The organism is Salinirussus salinus (genome assembly GCF_009831455.1).
GTDB lineage: Archaea > Halobacteriota > Halobacteria > Halobacteriales > Haloarculaceae > Salinirussus > Salinirussus salinus.
Genome location: NZ_WOWO01000003.1, coordinates 653,063 through 676,451 on the forward strand (window position 1 = coordinate 653,063; position 23,389 = coordinate 676,451).

General features: G+C 61.9%; 33 protein-coding genes and 2 tRNA genes. 22 read left to right on the forward strand and 13 right to left on the reverse strand.

Annotated features, from left to right (window positions below; translation table 11 throughout):
- Positions 1–31: 31 nt before the first annotated feature.
- Positions 32–1,087, reverse strand: a complete 1,056-nt coding sequence (locus GN153_RS13220; RefSeq protein WP_201287896.1) for a DUF2891 domain-containing protein — start codon at positions 1,085–1,087, stop codon at positions 32–34.
- 106 nt (positions 1,088–1,193) lie between these two features.
- On the opposite strand from GN153_RS13220, the gene GN153_RS13225 reads away from it, so the two are divergent.
- Entirely contained in the window at positions 1,194–1,811 is a 618-nt protein-coding gene (locus GN153_RS13225) for a rhomboid family intramembrane serine protease (RefSeq protein ID WP_159903554.1), read from the forward strand.
- Here the strand turns inward: GN153_RS13225 and GN153_RS13230 are convergent.
- Positions 1,779–2,768: a DUF5784 family protein gene (locus GN153_RS13230; protein ID WP_159903556.1), complete on the reverse strand. Its 990-nt coding sequence runs from the start codon at positions 2,766–2,768 to the stop codon at positions 1,779–1,781. The genes GN153_RS13225 and GN153_RS13230 overlap by 33 nt on opposite strands.
- Positions 2,769–2,892: 124 nt before the next feature.
- Here GN153_RS13230 and GN153_RS17575 point away from each other — a divergent pair, with 124 nt between their 5' ends.
- Positions 2,893–3,063 carry a DUF5786 family protein gene (locus GN153_RS17575; protein ID WP_236544807.1) on the forward strand — a complete coding sequence of 57 codons (171 nt, stop codon included), beginning with the start codon at positions 2,893–2,895 and terminating at the stop codon, positions 3,061–3,063.
- On the opposite strand, the gene GN153_RS13235 is transcribed toward GN153_RS17575, so the two are convergent.
- Positions 3,054–3,770, reverse strand: coding sequence for a DUF7530 family protein (locus tag GN153_RS13235; protein ID WP_159903558.1), 717 nt, complete (start codon positions 3,768–3,770; stop codon positions 3,054–3,056). The two genes, GN153_RS17575 and GN153_RS13235, sit on opposite strands and share 10 nt — an antisense overlap.
- A complete protein-coding gene (locus GN153_RS13240; RefSeq protein WP_159903560.1) occupies positions 3,767–4,690 on the reverse strand; it encodes an NAD(P)H-binding protein in 924 nt (307 codons plus the stop codon). Before GN153_RS13240 ends, GN153_RS13235 begins: the two co-directional genes overlap by 4 nt.
- A 97-nt stretch (positions 4,691–4,787) precedes the next feature.
- On the opposite strand from GN153_RS13240, the gene GN153_RS13245 reads away from it, so the two are divergent.
- Positions 4,788–5,003, forward strand: a complete 216-nt coding sequence (locus tag GN153_RS13245; protein WP_159903562.1) for a DUF7561 family protein — start codon at positions 4,788–4,790, stop codon at positions 5,001–5,003.
- Positions 5,004–5,045: 42 nt separating this feature from the next.
- The gene (locus GN153_RS13250; RefSeq protein ID WP_159903564.1) at positions 5,046–6,812 is read left to right on the forward strand and encodes a helicase C-terminal domain-containing protein; all 1,767 of its coding nucleotides are present in this window, start codon (positions 5,046–5,048) and stop codon (positions 6,810–6,812) included.
- A gap of 46 nt (positions 6,813–6,858) precedes the next feature.
- On the opposite strand, the gene GN153_RS17580 is transcribed toward GN153_RS13250, so the two are convergent.
- The 4 genes from GN153_RS17580 to GN153_RS13265 all read right to left on the reverse strand — a co-directional run bounded on the left by GN153_RS17580 (position 6,859) and on the right by GN153_RS13265 (position 9,550).
- Positions 6,859–7,026 carry a hypothetical protein gene (locus GN153_RS17580; protein ID WP_201287897.1) on the reverse strand — a complete coding sequence of 56 codons (168 nt, stop codon included), beginning with the start codon at positions 7,024–7,026 and terminating at the stop codon, positions 6,859–6,861.
- Complete coding sequence (locus tag GN153_RS13255) at positions 7,027–7,251, reverse strand: zinc ribbon domain-containing protein (protein ID WP_159903566.1); 225 nt, start codon at positions 7,249–7,251, stop codon at positions 7,027–7,029.
- A 203-nt stretch (positions 7,252–7,454) separates the two neighbouring features.
- Entirely contained in the window at positions 7,455–8,489 is a 1,035-nt protein-coding gene (locus GN153_RS13260; RefSeq protein WP_159903568.1) for a hypothetical protein, read from the reverse strand.
- Positions 8,490–8,533: 44 nt separating this feature from the next.
- Positions 8,534–9,550 (reverse strand): class I SAM-dependent methyltransferase, encoded by a 1,017-nt coding sequence (locus tag GN153_RS13265; RefSeq protein ID WP_159903570.1) that lies wholly within the window; start codon positions 9,548–9,550, stop codon positions 8,534–8,536.
- Between the two features lie 163 nt (positions 9,551–9,713).
- Between GN153_RS13265 and GN153_RS13270 the strand changes: the two genes are divergently transcribed.
- Positions 9,714–10,247, forward strand: coding sequence for a halocyanin domain-containing protein (locus GN153_RS13270; protein WP_159903572.1), 534 nt, complete (start codon positions 9,714–9,716; stop codon positions 10,245–10,247).
- A 111-nt stretch (positions 10,248–10,358) separates the two neighbouring features.
- On the forward strand, positions 10,359–10,793 hold the full coding sequence (locus GN153_RS13275) for an Hsp20/alpha crystallin family protein (protein ID WP_159903574.1): 435 nt from the start codon (positions 10,359–10,361) through the stop codon (positions 10,791–10,793).
- A gap of 153 nt (positions 10,794–10,946) precedes the next feature.
- Here the strand turns inward: GN153_RS13275 and GN153_RS13280 are convergent.
- A tRNA-Gly gene (locus GN153_RS13280) sits at positions 10,947–11,017 on the reverse strand.
- A 180-nt stretch (positions 11,018–11,197) separates the two neighbouring features.
- On the opposite strand from GN153_RS13280, the gene GN153_RS13285 reads away from it, so the two are divergent.
- Complete coding sequence (locus tag GN153_RS13285) at positions 11,198–12,043, forward strand: NAD+ synthase (RefSeq protein ID WP_159903576.1); 846 nt, start codon at positions 11,198–11,200, stop codon at positions 12,041–12,043.
- 54 nt (positions 12,044–12,097) lie between these two features.
- Here the strand turns inward: GN153_RS13285 and GN153_RS13290 are convergent, their stop codons facing one another.
- The gene (locus GN153_RS13290; RefSeq protein ID WP_159903578.1) at positions 12,098–12,733 is read right to left on the reverse strand and encodes a hypothetical protein; all 636 of its coding nucleotides are present in this window, start codon (positions 12,731–12,733) and stop codon (positions 12,098–12,100) included.
- Positions 12,734–12,888: 155 nt separating this feature from the next.
- Here GN153_RS13290 and GN153_RS13295 point away from each other — a divergent pair, with 155 nt between their 5' ends.
- From GN153_RS13295 to GN153_RS13305, 3 genes are all read left to right on the forward strand, one after another.
- Positions 12,889–13,557: a DUF7114 family protein gene (locus GN153_RS13295; protein ID WP_159903580.1), complete on the forward strand. Its 669-nt coding sequence runs from the start codon at positions 12,889–12,891 to the stop codon at positions 13,555–13,557.
- 53 nt (positions 13,558–13,610) lie between these two features.
- Positions 13,611–13,682: transfer RNA gene (locus GN153_RS13300), tRNA-Thr, on the forward strand.
- A gap of 196 nt (positions 13,683–13,878) precedes the next feature.
- Positions 13,879–15,003, forward strand: a complete 1,125-nt coding sequence (locus GN153_RS13305; protein ID WP_159903582.1) for a tyrosine-type recombinase/integrase — start codon at positions 13,879–13,881, stop codon at positions 15,001–15,003.
- A 198-nt stretch (positions 15,004–15,201) separates the two neighbouring features.
- On the opposite strand, the gene GN153_RS13310 is transcribed toward GN153_RS13305, so the two are convergent.
- Positions 15,202–15,528, reverse strand: a complete 327-nt coding sequence (locus GN153_RS13310; RefSeq protein WP_159903584.1) for a hypothetical protein — start codon at positions 15,526–15,528, stop codon at positions 15,202–15,204.
- 99 nt (positions 15,529–15,627) lie between these two features.
- On the opposite strand from GN153_RS13310, the gene GN153_RS13315 reads away from it, so the two are divergent.
- From GN153_RS13315 to GN153_RS13340, 6 genes are all read left to right on the forward strand, one after another.
- Complete coding sequence (locus GN153_RS13315) at positions 15,628–15,954, forward strand: hypothetical protein (RefSeq protein ID WP_159903586.1); 327 nt, start codon at positions 15,628–15,630, stop codon at positions 15,952–15,954.
- Positions 15,951–16,385, forward strand: coding sequence for a JAB domain-containing protein (locus GN153_RS13320; RefSeq protein ID WP_159903588.1), 435 nt, complete (start codon positions 15,951–15,953; stop codon positions 16,383–16,385). The genes GN153_RS13315 and GN153_RS13320 overlap by 4 nt, the downstream gene beginning before the upstream one ends.
- 88 nt (positions 16,386–16,473) lie before the next feature.
- The gene (locus GN153_RS13325; RefSeq protein ID WP_159903590.1) at positions 16,474–16,704 is read left to right on the forward strand and encodes a hypothetical protein; all 231 of its coding nucleotides are present in this window, start codon (positions 16,474–16,476) and stop codon (positions 16,702–16,704) included.
- On the forward strand, positions 16,685–16,945 hold the full coding sequence (locus GN153_RS13330; protein ID WP_159903592.1) for a hypothetical protein: 261 nt from the start codon (positions 16,685–16,687) through the stop codon (positions 16,943–16,945). Before GN153_RS13325 ends, GN153_RS13330 begins: the two co-directional genes overlap by 20 nt.
- Before the next feature lie 50 nt (positions 16,946–16,995).
- Positions 16,996–17,241: a ribbon-helix-helix domain-containing protein gene (locus GN153_RS13335; RefSeq protein ID WP_159903594.1), complete on the forward strand. Its 246-nt coding sequence runs from the start codon at positions 16,996–16,998 to the stop codon at positions 17,239–17,241.
- The gene (locus tag GN153_RS13340) at positions 17,242–17,535 is read left to right on the forward strand and encodes a type II toxin-antitoxin system RelE family toxin (RefSeq protein WP_159903596.1); all 294 of its coding nucleotides are present in this window, start codon (positions 17,242–17,244) and stop codon (positions 17,533–17,535) included.
- 16 nt (positions 17,536–17,551) lie between these two features.
- Here the strand turns inward: GN153_RS13340 and GN153_RS13345 are convergent, their stop codons facing one another.
- Complete coding sequence (locus GN153_RS13345) at positions 17,552–17,716, reverse strand: hypothetical protein (protein WP_159903598.1); 165 nt, start codon at positions 17,714–17,716, stop codon at positions 17,552–17,554.
- Positions 17,717–17,804: 88 nt separating this feature from the next.
- Between GN153_RS13345 and GN153_RS13350 the strand changes: the two genes are divergently transcribed.
- Positions 17,805–18,509: a metallophosphoesterase family protein gene (locus tag GN153_RS13350; RefSeq protein ID WP_159903600.1), complete on the forward strand. Its 705-nt coding sequence runs from the start codon at positions 17,805–17,807 to the stop codon at positions 18,507–18,509.
- 8 nt (positions 18,510–18,517) lie between these two features.
- Here the strand turns inward: GN153_RS13350 and GN153_RS13355 are convergent, their stop codons facing one another.
- Positions 18,518–19,426: an HFX_2341 family transcriptional regulator domain-containing protein gene (locus GN153_RS13355; protein ID WP_159903602.1), complete on the reverse strand. Its 909-nt coding sequence runs from the start codon at positions 19,424–19,426 to the stop codon at positions 18,518–18,520.
- A gap of 173 nt (positions 19,427–19,599) precedes the next feature.
- Between GN153_RS13355 and GN153_RS13360 the strand changes: the two genes are divergently transcribed.
- The 5 genes from GN153_RS13360 to GN153_RS13380 all read left to right on the forward strand — a co-directional run bounded on the left by GN153_RS13360 (position 19,600) and on the right by GN153_RS13380 (position 23,385).
- A complete protein-coding gene (locus tag GN153_RS13360) occupies positions 19,600–20,418 on the forward strand; it encodes a hypothetical protein (protein ID WP_201287898.1) in 819 nt (272 codons plus the stop codon).
- 2 nt (positions 20,419–20,420) lie between these two features.
- Positions 20,421–21,518, forward strand: a complete 1,098-nt coding sequence (locus tag GN153_RS13365; protein WP_159903604.1) for a CBASS oligonucleotide cyclase — start codon at positions 20,421–20,423, stop codon at positions 21,516–21,518.
- Positions 21,519–21,528: 10 nt separating this feature from the next.
- Complete coding sequence (locus GN153_RS13370; RefSeq protein WP_159903606.1) at positions 21,529–22,116, forward strand: hypothetical protein; 588 nt, start codon at positions 21,529–21,531, stop codon at positions 22,114–22,116.
- Entirely contained in the window at positions 22,113–23,021 is a 909-nt protein-coding gene (locus tag GN153_RS13375; protein WP_159903608.1) for a nucleotidyltransferase domain-containing protein, read from the forward strand. The genes GN153_RS13370 and GN153_RS13375 overlap by 4 nt, the downstream gene beginning before the upstream one ends.
- Positions 23,022–23,082: 61 nt before the next feature.
- Complete coding sequence (locus GN153_RS13380) at positions 23,083–23,385, forward strand: hypothetical protein (protein WP_159903610.1); 303 nt, start codon at positions 23,083–23,085, stop codon at positions 23,383–23,385.
- Positions 23,386–23,389 lie beyond the last annotated feature (4 nt).

The following is a 23,389-nucleotide window of genomic DNA, read 5'->3' on the forward strand; positions in this document are numbered from 1 at the left end:
GCTGCAGTCAGGACGAGCGCCGCGACCCCGGTCAGGCGCCGTGGTGTCGCGTGACCAGGTAGAGCACGAACGACGAGAGCCAGTGGGCGCCGTCGTAGTCGTCGGTGAAAGCCTCCCGTAGCCCCGCTTCGGCGTGGTCGCGCGCGCTCGCTTCCAGCACCGTCGCCGTCGGACCGTCGAGTGCGACCGCCAGGTCCGCGAGACACCACGCCCGCGCGAGGTTCAGGCCGACGAAATGTAGCGCGACGCCGTCTTCGTCGTCCTCGACCGCGACCGGTTCCGGCAGCGCCTCGCGGGGGCGTTCGGCCACGTCGGGCAGGAAGCTCTCGAACCACGGCTCGAACTCCCCGTCGTCGAGCACCCGCTGCATCAGACTCGCTTCGGTCAGCGCCGGCGAGAGGAAGTCCCAGCTCAGCGGCTCGTACCCGAGCGGGTAGTCGGTGTCCTCGGCGTAGAACCGCCGGGCAGTCTCCCGTGTTTCCGCGGCCAGGTCGCCGTCGCCGACCCCCGTCGCGTAGTCAAGCACCGCCCCGAGTGCGAACGCGGAGTTGTGGTGGGTGCCGACCCGGAACGGGCGCTCCTGAGTGAGAAATTCCGAGCGGGTGAGGTCGCGGATCCGCTCCTCGAGCGGCGCGAGGGTCGCCCGCCACTCCGCTCCCTGCGGGTCGTCCCAGGCGTCGAGTTCGGCGGCCAGACGCAGGAACCACGCCCAGCCGTAAGGGTTCTCGAAGCCGCCGCCCTCGAACTGTTCGAGTTCCGTCTCGACGTTGGCCGCCGTCACTCTGTCGTCGATGCTCCGGCGGATTTCGGCCCCGTCGGGGTGGCCGTCGAACAGCCGGAGCTGGCGGACCAGACACCAGTGGCTGTGGACCGCGGAGTGCCAGTCGTAACAGCCATAGAAGACCGGCGACCGCTCGGCCGGTCGGGGGTTGCCCTCCGGCGAGTCGACGGCCCGCCCGTGGTGGGGGAACTCGGTGTCGACCGACTCCAGCGGGTACCGTGCGAGCGTCTCGACCACCTCGGACGTGAGCCAGCCGCCCCTCCCCGAGAGCAGCGTCTCCGTGTCGGTGACCTCGAGTGGATTCACGGGCATACTGGCGACCGCCCGGTATTTTATGCTGTGGTTGCCCGACTCACGGTGACGAACGGCGCGGAGCCGACTGCTTTTGGTCGCGCGGCCCCGAGAGGGGAGTATGCGCCGGTCCCCGGTCCTCGAGACCCTGGCGGTGATGCTCGCGGTCTTCGTCCTCCAGGTCGCGCTGGGCGTGCTCGGGCAGGCGGGTGCACTCGCGGCGAGCGCGGTCACCGTCGTGGCCGAGCCCTGGACGCTCGCCACGAGCGTCTACGCCCACGCGGGGCCGGGCCACCTGGTGGCGAACGCGGTCGCGCTGGCGGTCGTCGGCCCGCTGGTGGCCCGCCGGACGACCCGCGCCCGGTTCCACGCCTTCTTCCTCGCGACCGGGATGGCGGCGGTGCTCGCGGAGCTTGCCGTCGGCGGGGTGTGGGGGCAGCCGCCGGTCGTGCTTGGGGCCAGCGGTGCGGTGTTCGCGCTCGTGGGTTACCTGCTCACGGGCAACCGGCTTGCGGGCGCCGTCCTCGACTGGGTCGACCTCTCCCCGAGGGCGAAGCTGCTCGGGCTGGCCGTCCTGGTCGTCGGCCTGACGCTCGTTACGGGCTCGTCACGGGCCGCGCTGGTGGCCCACGCTGCCGGGCTGACGCTGGGGCTGGTCGCCGGCCGGCTGGGCGTGCTCGACAGCCGTCGCGGAGCCGACCGGGGGTCACAGCAGGTCCGCGACCTCCAGCGGGACTGAGCCGCGGGTGTACCCCGAGAGGCTCCCGTCGGGCCGGTAGCGGTAGACCACTGTCGGCTCGTAGCCCACGGCCGGGCGCTCGCCCATCACCGCCGACCACTCGTCGTCACGGAAGGAGGTACAGTCCACGAGCAGCGTCGCCCCCTCGTGGGCACGGAGCTGGTCGCTGGTCTTGCCGTCGACGGTCTCCCGGAGGGCGGCGGCGGGCGTGCCCGCCCGGCGGTTCCCGGGGGGCTGGGGCCGGGTCACCTCCACGAGCGTGTGGCCGTCGACCCGGAAGTCCAGGGCGTGCCCGGAGTCGAGTTCGACCTCGGGCGCGAGGTCGTGACCGGCATCGTCCAGGAGCTTCGCGGCGTCGAACTCGCCCATGGTCGCCCGCATGCGCGTGCGGTCGAACTGCTCGCTGGTGCCCAGTTTGGTCGCCATCGTGTACCGGTAGTCGTCGAGCAGCCCCGTCGCCAGCAGGTCGTCGTAGAAGGTCACTCCCTCCTCGCGGCCGGCGTCGGGGAAGCCGGCGGCGTCCTCGGCGAAAAAGCGGCGGGTGACCTCCCGGCCGTCCTTCGAGAAGAAGACCGGCAGAAAGAACCACGAGAGCACCTCGTAGTCGGCCAGCCAGGGGTCCTCGACCTCCAGTGTGGCGAGCAGCTCGCGCTGTGCCCACTCGGCCACTTCGTCGGGGGCCTCCTCGAAGCTGTACTTCTCGGTCTTCCAGAGCGTCTTGGGCGTCTCGGTGTTGCCGAGCCACCACGCTCCGTCGCCGTTTTCGGCCCAGGCAAAGAGCGCGAGGTCGCCGTTGTCCATCTCCAGCCGCCGGGCGTCGTGTCCAGCCGGGGGGGCGAACCACGGGCTGGCGAGGTCGGCCCCGAAGCGGCCGTCGAGCGGGTTGTAGAGGGCGTTCCGGACGCGGTCGAGGTGCCAGCGGTCGGTCGCGCGCCGGAAGCGGATCGGGCCTGCCACACTCTCCGTACGCGGGCGGGACGGGAGAGGCTTGCGCTTGGTGGCGTTTCGGGACCAGCCCCTGTCGTCTGCCCCCACCGTTAGATTGATACTTACCAGCCGGTAAGCGTGAGTGTGGTAACCAATGTCGATGGGCTCATATGACGAAGCGGAGCACGAGCGCCGCGAACGGAAAAACAGCGAAGTCGACGCCAACTTCGACGACGAGCGGGCGGAACACGACGGCCAGGTCGAGTACGAGGGTGGCGAGTCGGCCGAGGAGCTTCTCGACCAGTTCAAGCGGATTCAGTCCTGACCGCGCGAGAGCAGTATCGCGAGGCCGGTGACCGCCGACACCGCCAGCACGTGTCCGACGACGGCCGCAAGCAGGACCGGCTGGCCGAGGACGAACGGGACCAGCGCCAGCTGCGTGAGGCCGAAGCCGAGCGTCCCCAGATCCGCCCGCAGGAGCTGACGGCGCGTCTCGTCGTCGAAGCGAAACCGGACCGACCGCCACAGCGCGACCACGCTTGCCCACCAGCCCGTCCCGATCCGGTAGCAGACGTCCCACAGCACCAGCAGCGTGAGATAGACGACCAGCACGGGCGGTTCCGGGCCGAACAGCGTCCCCACCAGCGACGCTCCCCCCATCTGCGGGTCGTAGACGAACAGGTGGGTCACGAGCGCGACGTAGGCCAGCACCGAGAGGACGACCTCGACGTTCGAGCCAAAGAGCAGCCGGCGGTAGGCCTCGGGGACGTCGGCCTCGCGGGTCTGGCGGGCGATCCGCAGCATCTCCGCGCTGCCCAGCGTCGCGACGACCACAGCGACCGTCCCCGCGACGGCGGCCGTCCAGAGCCCGTAGACCCACGCCAGAAGGAGGATGGCGCCCTCGAAGACGGTGAACTGGATGGCAAGCGCCAGCCCCGGCGAGACGTCCACGCCCGGGAGCGCGCCGATGATCCCTTCGTAGACCCAGGTCTCCCCGTACCGCGTCCCCGGGGACTCCCCCCCAGCGGTCACGGCGAGGCCCCCACCTCCGCGAGCGGGCGGTAGTCCTCGACCGTGAGAGCCCGGCGGACCGCCTCGTCGTAGGGTGTCAGGTCCACGTCGACGAGGTCGGTGATCGCGTCGTCGCCGACGACGACGGGGTTTTTCAGCCCGTCGATCAGCGGCCGGGCGACGTGGAAGTCCACGTCGGTCACCAGCCCGACCCAGTAGGAGGACAGCCGGGGGGTCAGGACGGGCACCGAGATGATGAACGGTTCGCGCCGGCCCATGACGCGGGCGGTGGTCCGGAGGATCTGCTCGTAGGTGAGCACGTCCGGTCCACCGACCTCGAAGGTCCCGCCGGCGGTCTCGGGGGCGTCGAGGACGCCCACCAGATAGGCGAGCACGTCGTCGATAGCGATGGGCTGGCACTCGTTGCGGACCCACCGCGGGGTGACCATCACCGGGAGCCGGCTGGCGAGCTGGCGGATCATGTCGAAGCTGGCCGACCCGTCGCCGATTATCACTGCCGCCCGCAGCGTCGTCAGCTCGTACTCCCCGGCGGCGAGGACCGACTCGACCTCCCGTCTGGATTCCAGGTGATGGGAGAGGTCCTCGCCCTCCTCGCCGAGCCCGCCCAGGTAGACCACGCGCTCGACGCCGGCGGCGTCGGCCGCGTCCCGGAAGTTCGCGGCCGCGCGCCGGTCGCGCTCGGCGAAGTCTTCGCCGGCCCGCATCGAGTGGATCAGGTAGTAGGCGGCCTCGACGCCCTCGAGACAGTCCTCGAAGCTCCCGGGCTCGAGCACGTCGCCCTCACAGACCGTCACGCCGTCGGGGGCGTCGTACCGGCCGGCGTCCCGGACCAGCGCCCGCACGTCGTGACCCGCCTCGAGGAGCGCCGGGACCAGCCGCCCGCCGACGAAGCCCGTCGCTCCCGTGACCAGTACGCGCATACCTGTCTCTCGTGGTCAGCAGTCTTACGGGTTGTGCCGGACCCGTCCCCGCCGGCACGCCCGGAAACCCCTTGCCGCTGGGGTCCGGAGGGCAACCATGGCACGCCAGCCGTGTGACGGGTGCGGGAAGCAGGTCTCTATCGCCGGCGGCATCGCGAACCTCTGGACGCTGGAGGCCGACGAGACCGGCGGGATCCAGCTCGAACTCGCCGACGGCAGCGACCACTTTCTCTGTTACGAGTGCATGGAGCGGCTGCCCGACGACCGCGAGCCGACCGCCGAGGACGTCGAGGCGCTTCCCGGCGCGGAGTGACCGAGCGGGGGACTTATCTCCGGCCCGGTCCCCGGAACGTGTGTGGACCCCAGCCGCATCCACGAGGCGTTCCCCGCCCCCGAGTACCGCGGCAACCAGGAGGGGGCCCTCGACCGGATACGGGCGGCCTTCGAGGCCGGTAACGACGTGGTGCTGGTGCGCGCGCCGACGGGCAGCGGCAAGTCCCTGCTGGCCCGGGCGGTGGCCGGCTGTGCCCGCCAGGCCAGCGCCGACGACCCCACGAAGCCGGTCGGGGCCTACTACACCACCCCGCAGGTCTCCCAGCTTGAGGATGTGGCCGCCGACCCGCTGCTCGAGGACCTGAGCGTCATCCGCGGGAAGAACAACTACGACTGCATTCTCCCCGGCGAGACCGACACGCCCGTGAACCAGGCGCCCTGCGCCCGGGAGCGCGGCTTCGACTGCCAGGTCAAACACCGGTGTCCGTACTTCTCGGACCGGACCATCGCCGCCAACCGCCCGGTCGCGGCGATGACGCTCGCCTATTTCATGCAGACCGCCGGCTCGGACGTGTTCGGCCAGCGGGACGTGGTCGTGGTCGACGAGGCCCACGGGCTGGGCGACTGGGCGGAGATGTACGCCACCATCGACCTCGGGCCCGACACGGTCCCCGTCTGGTCGGCCGCGGACGTCCCTGCGGTCGAGGGTCTCGAGGACGCCGCCGACTTTTCGGACTATCTGACGACGCTCGCGGAGCGCCGGCTGGACCAGCTGCGCGGCCGACCGGAACTCGGCCCCGAGGAAGCCGCCGAGCGCGACCGGCTGCAGGAGCTACGCGGGGACCTCTCCTGGTTCGCCGAGGAGTACCGCGACCCCGAGAGCCCGACCACCTGGGTCGTCGACCAGCCCGACGGCGCCGGCACCCGCGTCACGGTCAAGCCTCTCGCTCCCGAGCGCTATCTCAAACACACCGTCTGGGAACGGGGCCGGAAGTTCGCGCTGCTGTCGGCGACCATCCTCGACAAGGACGCCTTCTGTGCCGGGGTCGGCCTGGACCCGGCCGATGTCGCCCTCGTCGACGTCGCCCACACCTTCCCCGTCGAGCACCGTCCGCTGTACGACGTCACGCGCGGGAAGATGACCTACGAACACCGCGAGGAGACCCTGCCTGCGGTCGCCCGGGCGCTGGTGCGGGTGATGCAACGCCACCCCGACGAGAAGGGGCTGGTCCACTGTCACTCCTACGCGATCCAGGAGCAACTCGGGGAGTTGCTCGCGGACTTCGGCGTCGGGTCCCGGGTCCGGAGCCACGACAGCGACGACCGCGACGGGCAGCTCGCGGCCTGGAAGCGCCACGAGGGGGCCGACGTCTTCCTCTCGGTGAAGATGGAGGAGGCGCTGGACCTGGAGGGCGAGCTCTGCCGGTGGCAGGTGCTCTGCAAGGCCCCCTACCCGAACACGCGGGACTCGCGGGTCGCCCAGCGCCTGGAGGACGGGCAGTGGGGCTGGTACTACCGGGCGGCGCTGCGGACGGTCATCCAGGCCTGCGGCCGGGTCGTCCGGGCGCCCGACGACCACGGCGCCACGTATCTCGCCGATTCCTCGCTACTGGACCTGTTCGAGCGCGCCCGGACGGACATGCCCGACTGGTTCGCCGACCAGGTCGACCGCCTCAGCGAGCCCGACCTGCCGGACTTTGCGCCCGGGGAAGCGCTCGGTGGGGATACGAGCCAGCGGGCGGGTGGAGGGTCGCGCGGGCGGGGCCGTAGCCGCAACCGCAGTCGCGGACGCAGCCGCGGCCGCTCGCGCTCGAGCAATGACCACCCGCTCTCGGACGTGTGGGACTGAAAGCGCTCGGGGCTTTCTTGTTGTCCTGCATTCCGGTCGCTCTAGATCACCAGTCACGACGCCGGTCGTCGGTGTCCCGGCGTGCGGCGCGTTCGGCGGTCCGCCGGTCCATCTCCCGCTGCTTTCCGTGTTCCGCCCTGACCAGCAGGTACAGCAGCAGGCCGCCCCCGACGCCGAGCGCCAGGAACGCGAAGAGGACTGCGGCGACCGACATCTACCCCAGGAAGACGTCCACGATGTCGCTGCTCCCGGGTGTGTCGTCGCGGTACAGCTCGGAGTAGCCACACTGCGTGCAGGAGACGACCTTGAAGGAGTTGGTCTGGATGTCGAACATCTTGCTGAGACCGTCGCCGGTCGTGGAGATGCTGCCGACCTCTGTTTCCGTGTGACCGCACTTCGGACAGCCCCGCTGCTCGCGGGGAGTGGATGGAGGGCTCACGGTCGGGCGTTCCACGCCCTCGGTAAAGAACGTGACGGCGACTAAAACACCGAGGCCAGCCCGTAGACGACCGAGGAGCCGACCATCAGGAGCACGAAGAAGATGGCGAGTATCTGCTGGCGGTCCATACCCGCCCTTCGCGGGCCGACGTGTTAGGCGTTTCGCGCTGGCCGGGTCCCCGGGGTCATGGGGCCGCGACGCGCTCAGTAGAGGTCCCGCGATGAACCGATATCGAGCGTCCCGTCCCTCCGGATCCGGAATCCGAGCGACTCCGACTGCGCGTACGTCTCGGACCTGTCGACCCCGAGGCTGTCGATACGGACGTCAACCTGGAACGTCGTGCCGGGTAGTCCGACCGTCCCGATGCGATTCCACCGACCGCGGGCCGAGACGGGAAAACTGCTGTCGACACGCTTCTCTCCGTCGGCAGTGAGCTCCATCTCCACCGTCACGTCCTCCTCGCGGTCGTTGGCGATGCCCGCTCTCAGAAACGAGAGCGGTCCGTCAGTCGAGTCGAAGTGGAGGCGGGTCTGCTGCGCGTGGTTGTAGCTGACACAGGCGACGTCTAGCTCCGCTGCCGGTCGCTCGACTTCGATCAGCGAGTACAGCCCCGCCGGGACCTGCGGTCCGCCGTAGGGACGCTTCCGGTAACCGTGGAGGTGCAGCGTGCCACCCGAGGCCTCGACGCGCGCCCATCCCTGCCCGGAGGTCGGCATCCCGCAGCAGTCGCCGACGAACACCAGCACCGACTCGGAGAAGTCAGTGTCCTCGACCCGCCGGCGAATCAGGTCGCCGAACTCGCCGGTCTCCACGGAAGGCTCGGCGTCCTCGCTGTCGAGCACGTCGGCGACGTACGAGGAGTCTCCCGATATCCAGTTAGTCTCCCTGACTGCCCGTGTGGTCGTCTCGAAGGGGACGGACGGCTCTGTCGCAATCCCCTCACCCAGGTAGTCCGCGTTCCACTCCGCCGCAGTGTCCGCGTCGGGGTGTTCGATGGCACCCGCGTTTGGCGGGAGGTCACACCGCTCCCACTGGCGAGCGTGGCGGTTAGCCCGCCTGTCGTCGATGACGTGCGTCTCGACCGGTTCCGTCTCCGCCCACCGGTCTTCTGAGCGGCAGACGACGCCTCCGCGCGGCCGGTCCGTCGCGGTCGCCGGCTCGCTGTCCGAGGCGAGACAGCCGGCGAGTGACCCGGAGAGGGCGAACCCGGCGGTCGCAAGTACATCACGGCGGCGCATGTATCTGTCACTTGTTGGGAACGTGCTAAGTCTTCTGGCGGCACTTACTCCACCCGCGCGTCGACGACGAGGTGGCGGACGCCCTCGCTGTACCCCTTCACATCCCGGACCTCCAGCACCTCGACGGCCCGGCCCGCACGGTCGGCAGCATCCTCCAGGCGCCCGACGGGCCGGTCGGGCACCAGCGCCTCGGGGGTGGCCTCGTGCATGTGGAGGACGCCCCCCGACGCGAGCGCGGGGAGGACAGTGTCGAGATACTCGTGGGCCTCGTAGTACCCCATGACCGCGCGGTCGAAGTCCCTGTCGAGCGCGGGGACGACCTCGCGGTTGTCCCCGCGGTAGGCCTCGACCCGGTCGGTCGCGCCGTTTCGCATCGCGTTCTCAAGCAGGTACTCGAAGGCGTCGGGGTTGCGCTCGACCGCGGTCACGCGGGCGCCGGCGCGAGCCATCGGCAGCGTGAAATAGCCCACGCCGGCGAAGGCGTCCAGCACGCGCTCGCCGTCCGAAACGACCTCGCCCATCCGGGCGCGCTCGGCCTTGTTGCCCGGCGAGAACATCACCTCTGCCAGGTCCAGGGCGTACTCGGTGCCGTGCTCGCGGTGGACGGTCTCGGTATCGCCCTCGCCGGCGACGACCTCGACGCTGGGCTCGCGGTGCTCGCCCTCGACCCCCTCGCGGGCGAGGACGGTGTCGGCGCCGCCGTGCATCGCCAGCAGCGCCTCGCCGACCTCCACGGCGTCCTCCGCGGAGAGGTCCCCGAGGTCGACGAGGACGACGCTGCCGACGACCGCCCACGACCCCGGCGCCCGCTCCAGGTCGTCGTCGCTCCAGCCCCGCTGGCGGAGGTGGTCATCGAGGGTCCGCAGCCGTGGCTCGCCGGCCTGGCGGGCCACCTCGAGCACCTCGGTCTCGACGGGCGGCTCGGTAACGGGGATAGCGACCGTCTCGCCGCCGGCCTCGACGGTCGAGCGACTGTCGTCGTAGACGCCCTCTGCTCGCAGGGAACCGATGGCCGCCTGGGCGCGCGGTTTCTCGACGACCGCCACGAGGTCCTCGCTCATCGGCTCCCGTTCGGTGACGGGGCGGTTTATGTTCCCCGGGACGGAGGGGGAGGGCAGGGTGGCCTGTCTCCTCCGGCCGTTGCGGCCGCGGCGCTCGTGGCGCCGCTCCGGGCCCGCGGGTAATCTGCACATTCTTTCGGGTGTCGCGAGTCTCGGTGGACACATGAACAGACGGACACGGCGAGCCGTTCTCGCGACACTCGGGGTCACCGCCGCCGCCGGCCTGGCAGGCTGTGGCGGTGGCGACGGAGACGGTGACGGAACGGGCGACGGGGCCAGCGGCCGTCTCCAGGGCGAGGACTACCCCGCCATCGACGAGTGGCTCACCGAGACCGAGGTCGGGGACAGCGCCGACAACTACGACGGTCAGCTCAGCGACCGGCGGGGTCGGAGCCGCGTCTCCGTCAACGTCGGAGCCAGCGGGAACGGCGGCGACTTCGCGTTCGCCCCGGCGGCGTTCGTCGTCGACGCCGGGACCGAGGTCCGGTGGTCGTGGACCGGCCGGGGCGGTCTGCACAACGTCGAGGCCGAACCCGACGACCAGATCGGGGAGTCTGACTACGAGTTCAGCTCCGGTGATGCCATCGACGCCGAGGGCGTCCAGTTCACACAGACGCTGCCCGACACCGGCGTCGCACTGTACCACTGCGAGCCACATCTCTCGGTCGGCATGAAAGGCGGGATCGCCGTCGAGTGATAATCCGGGGATACCCGACGCCGCGAGCGGGTCCGCCCGCCGGCGAGCCGTACTTCCGCCGTGCCGGTAACTGGGATATACCAATGCCCGTCGGCGGGGAAGTGACAGCCGATGCAACGACAGAACAACCCCTTCGCGGACCTGGAGCGGATGTTCGAGCGGATGACCGACCAGTTCGACGACGCTGCCGAGTGGTGGACCGAGGAGGGCCGCCCCGGAACCGGAGTACGCCCCGCGGCCGACGTCGTCGACCACGCCGACGAGATAGTGGTCACCGTCGACGTGCCCGGCTTCACGAGCGAGGAGGTCGACATCCGGGTCTCCGACCGGACCCTGCGTGTCGAAGCCGACCACAGCGAAACGGCGGAGGAACACGATGGGGACTACGTCCGGCGGGAGCGTCACCACGCCACGGCGACCCGGTCGTTGCGTCTCCCCGCAGAGGTCGACCCCGACGCTGCCAGCGCGACACTCACAAACGGCGTCCTGACGGTCACGCTCCCGAAAAGCGAGGCAGAGGAGACACGCCGCATCGACATCGACTGACGGTATTCCGCACACACGACCCTCACGTCTGTTCGGGTCGGGAAGTGCGCCGGCCGGGAATTGGACCCGATGGCAAATCCTCGCTACCGCTCGGATTTGCGTGGTTCAATTCCCTCTGGCGACTTCGCTCGTCACGTCCATTCCTCGCAGAAGTGCGCCGGCCGGGAATTGAACCCGGGCTATGAGCTTGGGAAGCTCATGTCCTACCACTAGACCACCGGCGCTCACTCGCTTCGCTCCTCGCGCGCCGAGGCTCGCAAATCCGACGGATCCGCTTACCACCGGCGCTCACCTTTTGTTTCCCGGGTGTCCCACTTGAGTGTAGCGCTTCGGGAAATTCGACGCGCGTCCACCCTCGCCGCGCCGTCAGGACCTATTAGTCCGTCCAGCCCCTCACAGTGGGTATGTCCAGCACGACGACGGAGCGGTCTTTGGACCTCTCGCTCTCCGAGTCCGAACTGGAGCGTCACCGCGAGCACATCACCGACTTCATCGCCGCGCAGGCCGACGCCGCCGGCGTCGACACCGGGATCATCGCCCTCTCGGGCGGGATCGACAGCACGCTCACCGCCTACCTCGCCGTCGAGGCGCTGGGGGCGGATTCGGTGTACGGGCTTGTCCTTCCCAGCGAGGTCAACCGCGAGGGCAACATGAGCGACGCGGAGCGGGTCGCGAGCGAACTGCTTGATGTCGAGTACGACGTGGTCGGGATCAACCCGATCGTCGACGCCGTTCTGGAGGCCCACCCTGGCGCTGAGCCCGGCGGCGAGCCGGCCGACGAGACCGAGAAGGTGGCCGTCGGGAACCTCCGGGCGCGGGTCCGGACCGTCCTGAACTACTTCGCGGCCAACCGCCGGGGCGGGCTCGTTCTCGGGACCGGCAACAAGTCGGAGGCGCTGGTGGGCTACTTCACGAAGTACGGCGACGGCGCCGTGGACTGTCTGCCCATCGCGAACCTCTACAAACAGCAGGTCCGCCAGCTTGCCCGCCACGTCGGCGTCCCCGAGGACCTGGCCGGCAAGACCGCGAGCGCGGAGCTGTGGACTGACCAGACCGACGAGGAGGAACTCGGCCTCGACTACGACACGCTGGACGCCGTCCTCGCCCTCCACGTCGACGGGCCGCTCTCGGTCTCGGCGACGGCCCGTCACCTGCGCGTCGAGGAGTCGGTCGTCGAGCGCGTCCGCGGGATGTACGAGCGAAGCGCTCACAAGCGGGCGTTCCCGCCGGGACCCGACCCCCTCTACTGAACGCCGAGGTGGGCCGTTCACCGGGGCCGGGAGTTGCCGGTCAGGAGCCGCCTGTCAGGAACTGTCCGTCCGGACCACGACCCGGATGTGGTCGCCCTGCTCGGCGGCACTCGCCGAGGACGCCCCCTGGATGACGTACTCGCTCGGGTCGACGGGCTCGCCGTTCACTTCCACGACGACCTCCGTTCCGGGGTCGCTCGCGCGGTAGGTCGTCCCGTCGACGGTGACGCTGTCCTCGCTGACCTCGATCCCGTGGACGCCCAGGGCGTACTCGAGGGTCACGCCGGTGGCGTGTTTGTGCCAGACCGCCGTTCCGCCCTCGAAGTGAAAGCGGCTGTTCCCGGTCTGGGTGACCTGGTACCGCTCTTGGCTGAAGTCGACCGTCCGTCCGTCGATGGTGACGTTGATCGTCCCGTGTTCGTGGGCGGTCCCGGCCTGGCCGACGTCGGCGGCGCCCGTCCCGCTGCCCATAAAGAGGGTCACGTAGACGACGAGCAACACGGCCACCCCGAAGACGACTCCGAGCACCAGCGGCCCCGTCGGGAGGCCGTCGTCCCCACGGTCGGACTCGTACCCCTCGACGCGCCGGCGGTCGATGGCGCTCAGCTCCCTCTCGTGCTCGTCCGCGAGGTGGGCGAGATACCCCTCCTCGTCGTCGAACGACTGCCCGCAGTACGAACACTCCTCCATTCACCCCCGCTCGGTTGCCGGCCCACTCAGCCGTTTCGGTTCCAGGCGAGAGTCGTTCGCGGACGCCCGGACCGGGGCCGAGACCCGCCCCCGCTGTGACCGGGCCGGGTGGCGTTTCCAAAGGTCTTTGCCCCTGCCGACCCAACACATGACCGATGCAGGAAGCGGCGGCGGTGCGTCGGGCAGCGCTCGGGGCTGTCGAGGATATCGACCCCGTCAGGCTCCGCGAGCGCCTCGAGGAGCAGCTCTCCGCCGGGTCATCGATACCTGGCGTGCTCACGCTCCGGAGTGTCGAAGCGGTGACCGACCGGGCAGTCGAGCCCGAGGAGCCCGCGCTCGACCCGGTTACCCGGCGTGCGGCCGGCGTCCAGCTCATCTACGAGGGCCTCGCCCTCACCCGCCAGCTCGCACGCGAGGAACCCTGGGAGACCGGCGACCGCGACGAGGGCGACCTCGCCATCCTCACGGCCGACGTCCTCGTCGCGCGTGGGTTCTACCTCCTCGCGCGCACCGAGGCGGCCGACGCCGCCGTCGAGACGGTCCGTGCCTTCGGCCGCGACCAGACCGTCCGCCGGGAAACCGACGACCCCGGCCTCGACCGGAACCTCGAGGCGGACGTGCTCGAACTCGCCGTCGTCGCAGGGACGACCGCCGCGGGCGGGCACGCCACGCCCCGGCTCCGGGAGTTCGCGGCTGACCTCGCCGACGGGGCCGGGTTCCCGCCGGTCGACCAGTTCTTCGCCGAGCGGGTCGGCGACTCGCTCCGGACACTCGCTGGCGATGCCCCCGCCAGCGAGGGCGTCCCCACCTCGGTCGACGACTGAGCACCGGACCGGATCGAAACCCCTAAAGACGATTCGTGGCAACCCCAGAGTGCGCCTGGGTAGCTTAGCGGTAAAGCGCGTCCTTGGTAAGGACGAGAGCCCGGGTTCAAATCCCGGCCTAGGCTCTCTTTGGCTGTTACGTCCGGTAGTTACCGGGTTCTTCGTCGGTGAAACAATGTCCACCGCGCAAGAACGAGTACCCGGTACCAAATCTGGTACCCCGACGCCGTCACGCGTTTTCGAAGAAAAGACAGGCATACTACATTATACATTTAAAACTTGCCGAGCAAAACGTCTAGTTTCTAGACAGAGGATCGAACTATGACGTACAGCAGTGAAAACAAGGTTGACGGGATCGTCCTCGTCACCGAAGACGCACAAGAATACCTGAACCCAAGACAAGAAGTCACATACCGCGAACACCGCCGCAACCTGGCAGAATGGATGCTCGGCCTCGGCAAAAACCCGGAGAAAGCCGAAGGCTACAGCCACTCTACCGCCAAAAACCGGATGAACCGTTTAGACCTCTTCTACCGGTTCGTCTGGGACAGGAAAGGCCGGTTCGTCCAGGAACTATCCACGGACGACGCCGACGACTGGATGCGCCACCTCGCACGCCAGGAAATGAAAGAATCCACGAAGAACCACTACCAGAAAGCCGCGAAAACCCTGTTCAAGTGGAAAAGAGAAGCCCGCAACAAAAACGTCGAATGGCAACCCGAGATCAAGTACAGCGACCCCTCTACAACCTACACGCCTCGGGACTACCTAACCAAAGACGACCGCCGGAAAATGCGGGAAGCCGCAATGAGCTACGGCTCGGTACCCCACTACAACTCCGTAACCCCGAGTGAACGCGATAGATGGAAGACGTATCTCTCTCAGCGACTTCAGAAGCCGAAGGAGGAAATCACGATGAAGGACTGGGAGCGGGCAAACAGCTTCAAGTACACCTCTATGATCCACGTCGCCTTGGATGCGGGCCTACGTCCTATCGAGATTAAGCGAAGTAATGTTCACTGGGTCGACACCGAAAACGGCGTACTGAGAATACCCAGAGAAGAAAGCAGTAAGAACCGGGAAAACTGGATAGTCGCACTCAAAGAAGAAACCAGTCAAATCCTCAAACGCTGGCTCGACGAACGCGAAACACGCGAGAAGTACGACGGCCGAGACGCACTCTGGCTCACAATGTACGAGAACAGGTACGACAAAGACTCTTTCCGGGACGTCTTCCGCAAGATCGCGTCCGAAGCTGGCCTCGACCTCGAAAACCGAGACCTAACACCGTACAGCATTCGACACAGTACTGCGACCTACGTAGCCGAAGAGGAAGGACTTGCAGTCGCCGCCCAACAATGCCGTCACAAGTCGAAGCGGACGACGGAGAAGTACGAGCACAGTAGTACGACCCGGCAGCAGGACGCGGTCAACAACATAGACTAAACCCCTCTCACCCCTCCTCTTCCTTCCTGTCGCTCCCTGGAAACCCGTATACGGTAGTAAGTCGTTCGAGTTTAGAACCTGATTCAAACCTTTCTGTCGAACCAGGAGGAAGTGAGTAAGACCTGTTTCAGACCTGTCTTTGTGCCCCTGGTATATTGTTCGGGGCTGTTTCCGGTGCTGGTTTTCCGTACCTGTCTGCTATAGGTTGGTGATTGCTTCCTCGATGTTGTTTCTCGCGTTGACCACTTTCTGTATCTGTTCCTGGTTGTCGCCTTCGTATTGTGTGAGGGTTTGTTCGAGTTCGTCGGAGATATCGATTAGTTGCTCTGCTAAAGCAGTGTCCGGGTTGTAGGCGATGATGTAGTCCTCTACTTCTTCAGGAGGTTTGCTGTCCTGGTAGCTGAGGTGGTATTTTTCGGTTTCATTTTCTGCGCAGCCTCGGCATATTGGTACGACGTCGCTGTCTGCGTGGGGTTTGATCCAGAGGTCGTGTTGTTGTTCGCAGTTTCCAAATGCACATTTCATTGTGTTTTGATTTTGTATCAGTTTTTAAATATTTAAGGCAGGACACCTGTCGAAGTGTAAGATACTTATTTAAAAGTTGTAGACAATATGTAAGATAAGGTGATTGGATTGGAATCGGAGCACGGGATAACCTGCAAATGCGGTCAAACCTTCAAAACCAGCGAAGAACACACCAAGCACGTCGCAATCCGGGAAGTACTGGCAGAGGTGAAGCGTATCGGCGGAGAAAAGTTCCACCAGGTCGCCAAGCAGTGGGAGGACGACGCACACAGCGGAGACCTACGGGACTTCGCCGCCACCCACGACCTCAAACTACGGCCAGAGAACGCCACCCAGATAGCGAAGAAGGAAATCATCTACATGATTCACCACTACGAAGAAATCCGAGTCGACGGGTACCAAGACGCCGAAGGTGGTACGGAGTGAAGCAGGAGCTCGGTAACCTCACAGTCAAAGCCGAGGTAGAGGAACAGGACCCGGACACCGTAAAATCGCTTCACGACGTCACCCGGCGATACGAATCCCTGAAATACGAGCAGAAAGAGCACCTGTACGCCGTCTTCCTCACCAACAGCAACCGTTTCATCGGAGACAAAATAATCGGTGTAGGAAGCCGCGACACCGTGGAAATGGACATACAGGACGTGGTCAGGACTGCCGCCGTCACCAACGCCGGCGCAGTCATCCTTGTACACAACCACCCCTCCGGCAGCTCAGGAGCAACAAGAAAAGACATCGAAGTCACCAGGCAAGCCTACGAAGTACTGGAGAAGATCAACGTCGAACTACTCGACCACGTCATCATCTCCAAAACCGAGAGCTACAGTATGAGGCGGTCAAACGATGGACCATTCTAAACACTCTCTTCTTTCTTCCCTATCTCTAGATCTGCCGCCAGTGAGTTTCTCTAATAAAAATCAATCCTCCAACTACATCCATAGCAGGATGAACACAACGGAGGTACTGGAAGAGTACGGGTTGACACGCGAAACAGCAGCCCGGTACGTCGACGCGATCACCCGAAGCAACCAGACACAGACCGCAGAAGAACTCGACGTCAGCAGGGACACAATCAACCGCTACAAGAACGCCTTCGCGGAAATGGACGCGCAAGAACGCCTACTTCTCATCTCCACATTAACCCAGGAAAAACTCCTTGACCAAGCCACAGAGTGATTCAACCATCGCGCAGGCATACCAGAAAGGCGACCAGGTCAAACTCATACTTGACAAAGAACTTGGGCCAGACAATCATCTCCACGGCAGGACCGGAGAGATCATCGACGTAGATTTTGACGATGCCGCGTCAGTAACCGGAGACAGCGAAGACAACTTCATCTACACCGTCAAACTCGACAACGGCGACGTACCAGACATCCACTTCAGAAGACACGACCTGAAGAAAGTAGAGGAATAATTGTAATCTTAAATAAGTTTCTTACCATAGTATTACCGTGGTGATATTTTGTGGCTTCGTTGACGATCAAGCTACCCGATGACCAGAAAAGCGAGATAGAGGCAGTAGCTGAGAGGAAAAACTACAACAGCGTCTCAGAGTACGTCCGAGAAGCACTTCGGGATAAAGTCGAGGAAGACCTTGTGCTGCGGCCTGAAGTAGCGGAGAAGCTTCGGAAACGTGTTAAAGAGTACGAGGAAGGCGAATCTGAAGGCTACACCTTGGAAGAGCTGGATGAAGAACTCGGGTTGTCCTGAATGAAGCTTGATATCCGGGAAGGAGCCGTTGAAGACCTGAAACAGTTCGATAAGGAAATCCAGAAGCTGGTCAGAGACAGGATCGAGGAATTGCGAAGTAGTCCCTTAGGTAAAAATACGTCGCTGCTTAACAAGCAAGGCCTGGAGATCTTCCGACTGAAGCTGAAAACCGATGAATTAGACCATAGAGTGTTCTTCGACCTCAACGGTGACACAGTCGTAGTACTTGGAGTAGAGCACCGGGACCAAGCCTACACACCTGAATCAATCAAGAAGATCAAGTCCCGGAGATAACGCCCAGTCCGGCTTGCTACAGTTTAGAGAGTTCCTCGGCTAACTCCTCAGCCTGGTTCAGTTGTTCTCTGGATTCTTGGACGGTTTCAGCGGCTTTCTGACCGATCTTTTCTTTGAGCTCTTCAACCCCTATTTCGTCAATAAGATAGTTTTGTACAGCTTCACGTTTCGACTGGTCCATTCGGACTATGTTTTGGGATTGTCAGGATATATTGATTTCTGAAGATTCCAGAGATTCAAAAGCCCCGGAATACGTCTCTTTCCTGTAGATGCGTCTCGGGGTTATTTCGGATGTTCACGCGAATCTTCCTGCGTTGGAGGCGGTGTTAGAGGATATGCCGTGTGTTGATGTTTTGATCTGCCTGGGCGACGTCATCGGGTACAACCCGTTTCCTTCCGGTTGTGTTGACCTGGTTCGGAGGGAGTGTGATCTTGTTTTGCAGGGGAATCACGACCGGGAACTCAGGGATCCGGAGCAGTACAGAGGCAACAAAGGTGCTTACGCCGGTTTGAAACTGGCCAGGCAAGAACTCGGTAGCCAAGAGATCGAGTACCTCCAAAGCCTTCCTGAGAAACGAGAGGTAAGGGGTACAGGACTCTACGCCGTCCACAGCCATCCCAAGGCTACGGACAGGTACGTGATGCCGGATCAGTTCGAGAACTTGAAACAGTACCTCGACGGGTACACCGGTTTGCTTCTCGGCCACACTCACGTCCAGCACGTCGAACACTTCGACGAAGGCATAATCTTGAATCCTGGAAGTGTCGGTCAACCGCGAGACGATGATCCAAGAGCAGCTTACGCAGTAGTCGATACCGAATCCTTAGACGTGGAACTGAGACGTGTAGGATACGACCTCTGGACTGTTATCGACGAAATACACGACAAAGACCTTCCAGACAGGACGGCTCAAAGACTACTCCCTGATTCTGTGGGGAACACCAGAGAGGAGAACCCCCATTGTAGGCGCTGATAGAGAAACTACTGGGTTAGTTTGCCGGGATTGTCTTTTGGATGGGTGTTGACCCAGAGTTCTCCAACAGTATCTAAAGTGGGTTTGTGCCTGTTCTTCTCTTTCTCTATCTTTACGAATCCCTTGTCTTCTAACTGGTTGACGTTGTACTGCACCTTGCTTTTGAACGAGTCCGGGTCTGTATTATCATTGAGATGTTCCGCCAGTTGCTTAGCTAGATCTGAGATGGAATCAGCGGTTCCAATATCGTCAAGGAAATGAAGGAGTGTTTTTTCGAAGTCGTGGAGGTCCGAGGAGGGTATAGTGGGGAATTCGACGTGAAGTCCTCCGTTCATTTTAGCTGCGCCTTTAGTCACGCCGCTGGTGTCTATCTGATCGACTGTCTCTGATATCTTATTGTACCGTTCTTCGAACTCGTCTCCTTTGTCCCGGTGCTTTTCGAGGAATTCTTTTTCTTCTCGGAACTGTTCGATCATTTCAGTGACGAGGTAGTCCTCGGGTGAGACGTAGTACGTGTGTATCTGGTTTCTGTAGTCGTTGTTTTCGACGAGTAGGCTGTTTGCTGCTGTGGCGAAGGCAAATGCGACTGTACGGGGCATAGAGGAGATGTTGACCCATACCTCGTTTCCTTTCTTGACTTCTTTCTCGATCCTGTCGTATGCGTAGGGGTAGAGGTTCTCGAAGTCGAAAATATTCTCGACGACCTCGGTTTCAACGTTTATACCGAGAACAGTATCGAATGTTCTCTCCAGTTCGGCAAGCATATTTTCTGCAAGTCTACGTGCTTCTTCGTCGCTTTCTTCTCTTGATGAATGTAGGAGGTATACTTTGTCGGCATCGAGTTTTCCTTGTGAAATCGGCTGAAAGAGGCGTTCGTAGTCGAACCCCACCGGGATGATATGGACTTTCTCAGTCATTTTCCGTCTCCTCTGTATTGTTAGTACTAGTGGTGCTTGTAAAAGGGAAGGGATACTCTGTGAGTTCGTAGAAATTATTTTGTACGATTTCCCATTTTGAGCAACAGCGGATTTATAACTCTTGGGTGCATACGAAACGATGTACCGAACCAAAATTTCAGGTGGAACTCAATATGGATCCCAGAGAAAAACACCAGGGCTCCCAGCAATCGAAGCCTTCAGGCGTCATACCTCGAACCGAGCGTCAGACCAGACACGAGAAGTTCTACAACGGCTTCTCCGGCGTAGACACAGTGATGCTGCCTATCGACCACGCAGAGAGGCTTCTCCGCCAAGGTCTGACAGCATCCAGCTATACCGATAAGGCAGTCATCACCACTACAACGATACCAGATGAGGATTTGAAAGACTTCGGCTGGGAGAAAGAGCGAGATATTGTGGAAGCGTTCCAGCCAACGTATCATATTCCTACGGACTACTGGGTATACGGCGATATGGACCCTGAAGACCGGGTTCAAAATATTGAGCTATTGATGGAAGGTACCGAGTGGATGTATGAGCAGATGAAAGGGGTTTCTACTGAGATTATCCCGCTGGTGAAGGGTTACTCACCGCAGGAGCGAGCGATTTGCTACAGGACCCTGGACAAGCTCGGCACCGATTATGTGGCATTCTACGGGTCGCAGTACTTCGGCGGGAAAAACGGTGGGATAAACGCTCTAAATGAGGATGTAAGAGATATAGTCTCTGAGTATAGTCCTTCGCGCGTCCTTCTCATAGGCTGTCAGTCTGAAAACTATATGGAGAGACTGCCTCCCGAAGTTGAGGCGGTTGCAGGCCAGCGATGGATCCGCAAATCGAAGCTACGGGATGTCTCAATCCCGAAAGCACGGGTAAAATACCTTGAGTGGAAACAGGAGGTAACTGCTGGCCTCGGCTCAGGTCAGACCACGCTGGGCTCCTTCGAGACTTCTACAGAGGTGACTGCCTGATTATGGGCAGCAATCGCTCAACGCCCACGCCGAGACGTGATGGAGGCGGAGGTGCCGCTGCTGCTTCTGGAGGACGGAGGCCTGGGAGTCAGCGACAGATCGGCTCCAGCAGCGATAGTGACTCTCCTCGTGAAGCTGAAGAAGAGATCGAGGAGTCGCATCAGGAGCACGCCGAGAGTGCACAGATCACCGACCGACAGGGCCGTAGGATGGAGGAACGGAAAGAGACCGTTGTCGGTCATCTGGATGATGACGGGTTCCATATAAAGGAAAGCAGTATCTACGGTTCTGTTCTTCAGGGCACCGCTACCCGCCCTCTCGATAACGAAACAGATGTTGATATTCTCGTAGTTCTGGACGAAGAAGAGCACGGTGAGTGGGCTAAAGACGGCAAAGGGACACGTAACGCTCTCCGTGCGGTAAAACGCACCCTTGAGAAGAAGTATCCGAATCAGAACGTCTACATCGACAGGAGTGTTGTCGCTGTTGAGTTCAGCGATTTCAAGGTAGAAGTGACTCCGGCGTTTGAGTACTCTGCTGCTCAGAACCCGGAGGAGCCTGGTGATCCGGCTACTGTTGGAGGAATCGAGCTGCCTTTCCATCCTGGAAGTCGAGACAACCCGAATCAAGGATATGTGATTCCCGACACCTATGGAGAGGAGTCTTGGAGAGGGACAAATCCCCGTCGCTTCCAGTCGATGTACGAGGCGGTGGATCAGAATAATAACGGGAAGCTTCAGCAGGTTGCAGTTACGGCGAAGAAATGGAACGAGAAGAACGGGAAACCGGTTTCATCGTTCCATATGGTGAATATGGCGTATCAGTACTTCAGGGAAGATGCCCCCGCTAATGCTTCTACTACTGAGCATATGCACCGGTTCTTCAGACGCCTTCCGGATTATATGCAGAGTGAGACGCGGGAACCGGTATATCAGGAACGGCTGGACAAAGGGATGAGCAGCGAGGAGAAGAGAAGAGCTGCTAAAAAAGCGTATAATGCTCAGGAGAAGCTGAGACAGGCGAAGCAGCTTCAGGAGCAGGGAAAAACCGAGGAAGCCAAAGAAAAATACCGTGAGGTCTACGGAGACGAGTTCAACTGAGGTAGTTTGTATGACGGGAAATGATCTGGACGTTGACTTTCGGAACCGGATATACAATCGGGCTCTAGAAGAGCAAAACAGCAATCTGTGGAATTTTAAACGATACTACACCGCAGCGAGTTTCTGGTCTGTAGTTGACGTGGGAACAGACGCCTATATGGCGCTCGCTGGTGGTGTAATAACCTATGGACTGGCTTGGAGGAAAGTCCCAGTCTGGGTTATGGCACTACTCTCGTTGTCCGTCGCAGCCATCTCCATTTTCAAAGGGAACAGAAAACCAGGCAAGCGAGCTGAGAAAATACACACCCTGGGGAGAAATTACCAAGAGCTCTACGATGAGATCCAGGACTTCATAGAGTTAGATCTTAAGGACGGGGATAGAGAGAAGGAGTGGATTCGTGATCGTTTTGATGAGCTGGCTTCAGAACGCCACGATTTGAAAGCTGAGGCCACGCTAAGCGGTTTTTGGTACCGCTGGTTGAAATGGCGGCGCGGCGACGAGATCTATGAAGAGGCGGCTACGACTGAGGAAGAACGAGAGCTGCTTGATCCAGAAGGATTCGAAAAAGAACAATCAGAGGAGGAAGGGGAAGAATGAGTATACCTGACAGCCAGCTAGAAACGTGGAGTAACCCAGGGGCAGATGACTCGGCCACGAAGACCTACAACCGAGTCAAGAACGTAATGGAGGACGACAACTCAATACCAAACCAGAAGGACAAGAACTTCGAAGTTTACCTTCAAGGCTCGTATCGGAACTCCACGAACATCTACGCTGATAGTGACGTCGACTTAGTCGTTCAGCTGAATTCCTCGTTCAGACGCAATCTTTCCCGTCTTAATTCCACTCAGAAGTCCAGATACAAGGACTCGTTCTCCAGTGCAAGCTATGGATTGAGCGACTTTCATCAGGATGTAGTAGATACTCTTAGAGACCATTACGGTAGAAGCTCGGTCAGTGTAGAAGACCGAGCATTGGTTTTGGATAGTGATTCGCTACCTCTGCCCGCGGATATTGTTGTTTGCCAGCAGTATCGACGTTACAACCGCTTCCAGAGTTATTCTGACCAAGATTACGATGAGGGTATCCGTTTCAAAGATCAATCAACTGGAGAAGAGATAATCAGCTATCCCAAAATCCATTACCAGAATGGAGCTGATAAGAACCAATCTGTCCACAGCAGATATCGGGAAACCATCCGAATAATCAAGAATGCCCGGTCATACCTGGTTGAGAAAGACGAAATAGAAGAAGGACTGGCTCCGTCCTATTGTATCGAGTGTTTGTTATATAATGTTCCTTCAGACGAGTATACCAATGATTTACAGGAACGATACAGGAACGTCGTTGACTGGCTCGTGGAAGCAAGAATAGACGAGTTTGATTGCCAGAACGAGATTCAGGCTTTGTTCGGGAGCAAATCTACTCAGTGGTCTACTTCTGACGCGGATGAGTTCATTCGAAAGCTCGTGGATCTCTGGAATAACTGGTATGACTACTGAGTATCTGTTCTCGGAAGCGTAAGAAAGAATCTAGTGTCTTCAGCGGCTTTTCTCCTTGTATATGAGCGGAGACCAGTTATTGGATGAGGATGGTTTGCCGAAGCCGTATGAGATGGTGAGTGTCCTCGAAAAGGCTGTTGAACAGGGCGAGGTTCAGCGTGACTTGTTCAGGGAACTGGATGCCTTGGATGAGTACGGTTTGCAGTATCGGAAGGCGGTGGAGAGGATATGTCTTGAATTGGTGCTTTTCCTGGGAGAAGAGGACGCGGAGAGGTTGAAGCGTTCTCTCTGGGACTACGATTTTGATTCTGCTTACCAGTTGCTGGATAAGGAGTGGAGTAGGTCAGTGGATCAGTTCTTCTAAGGGT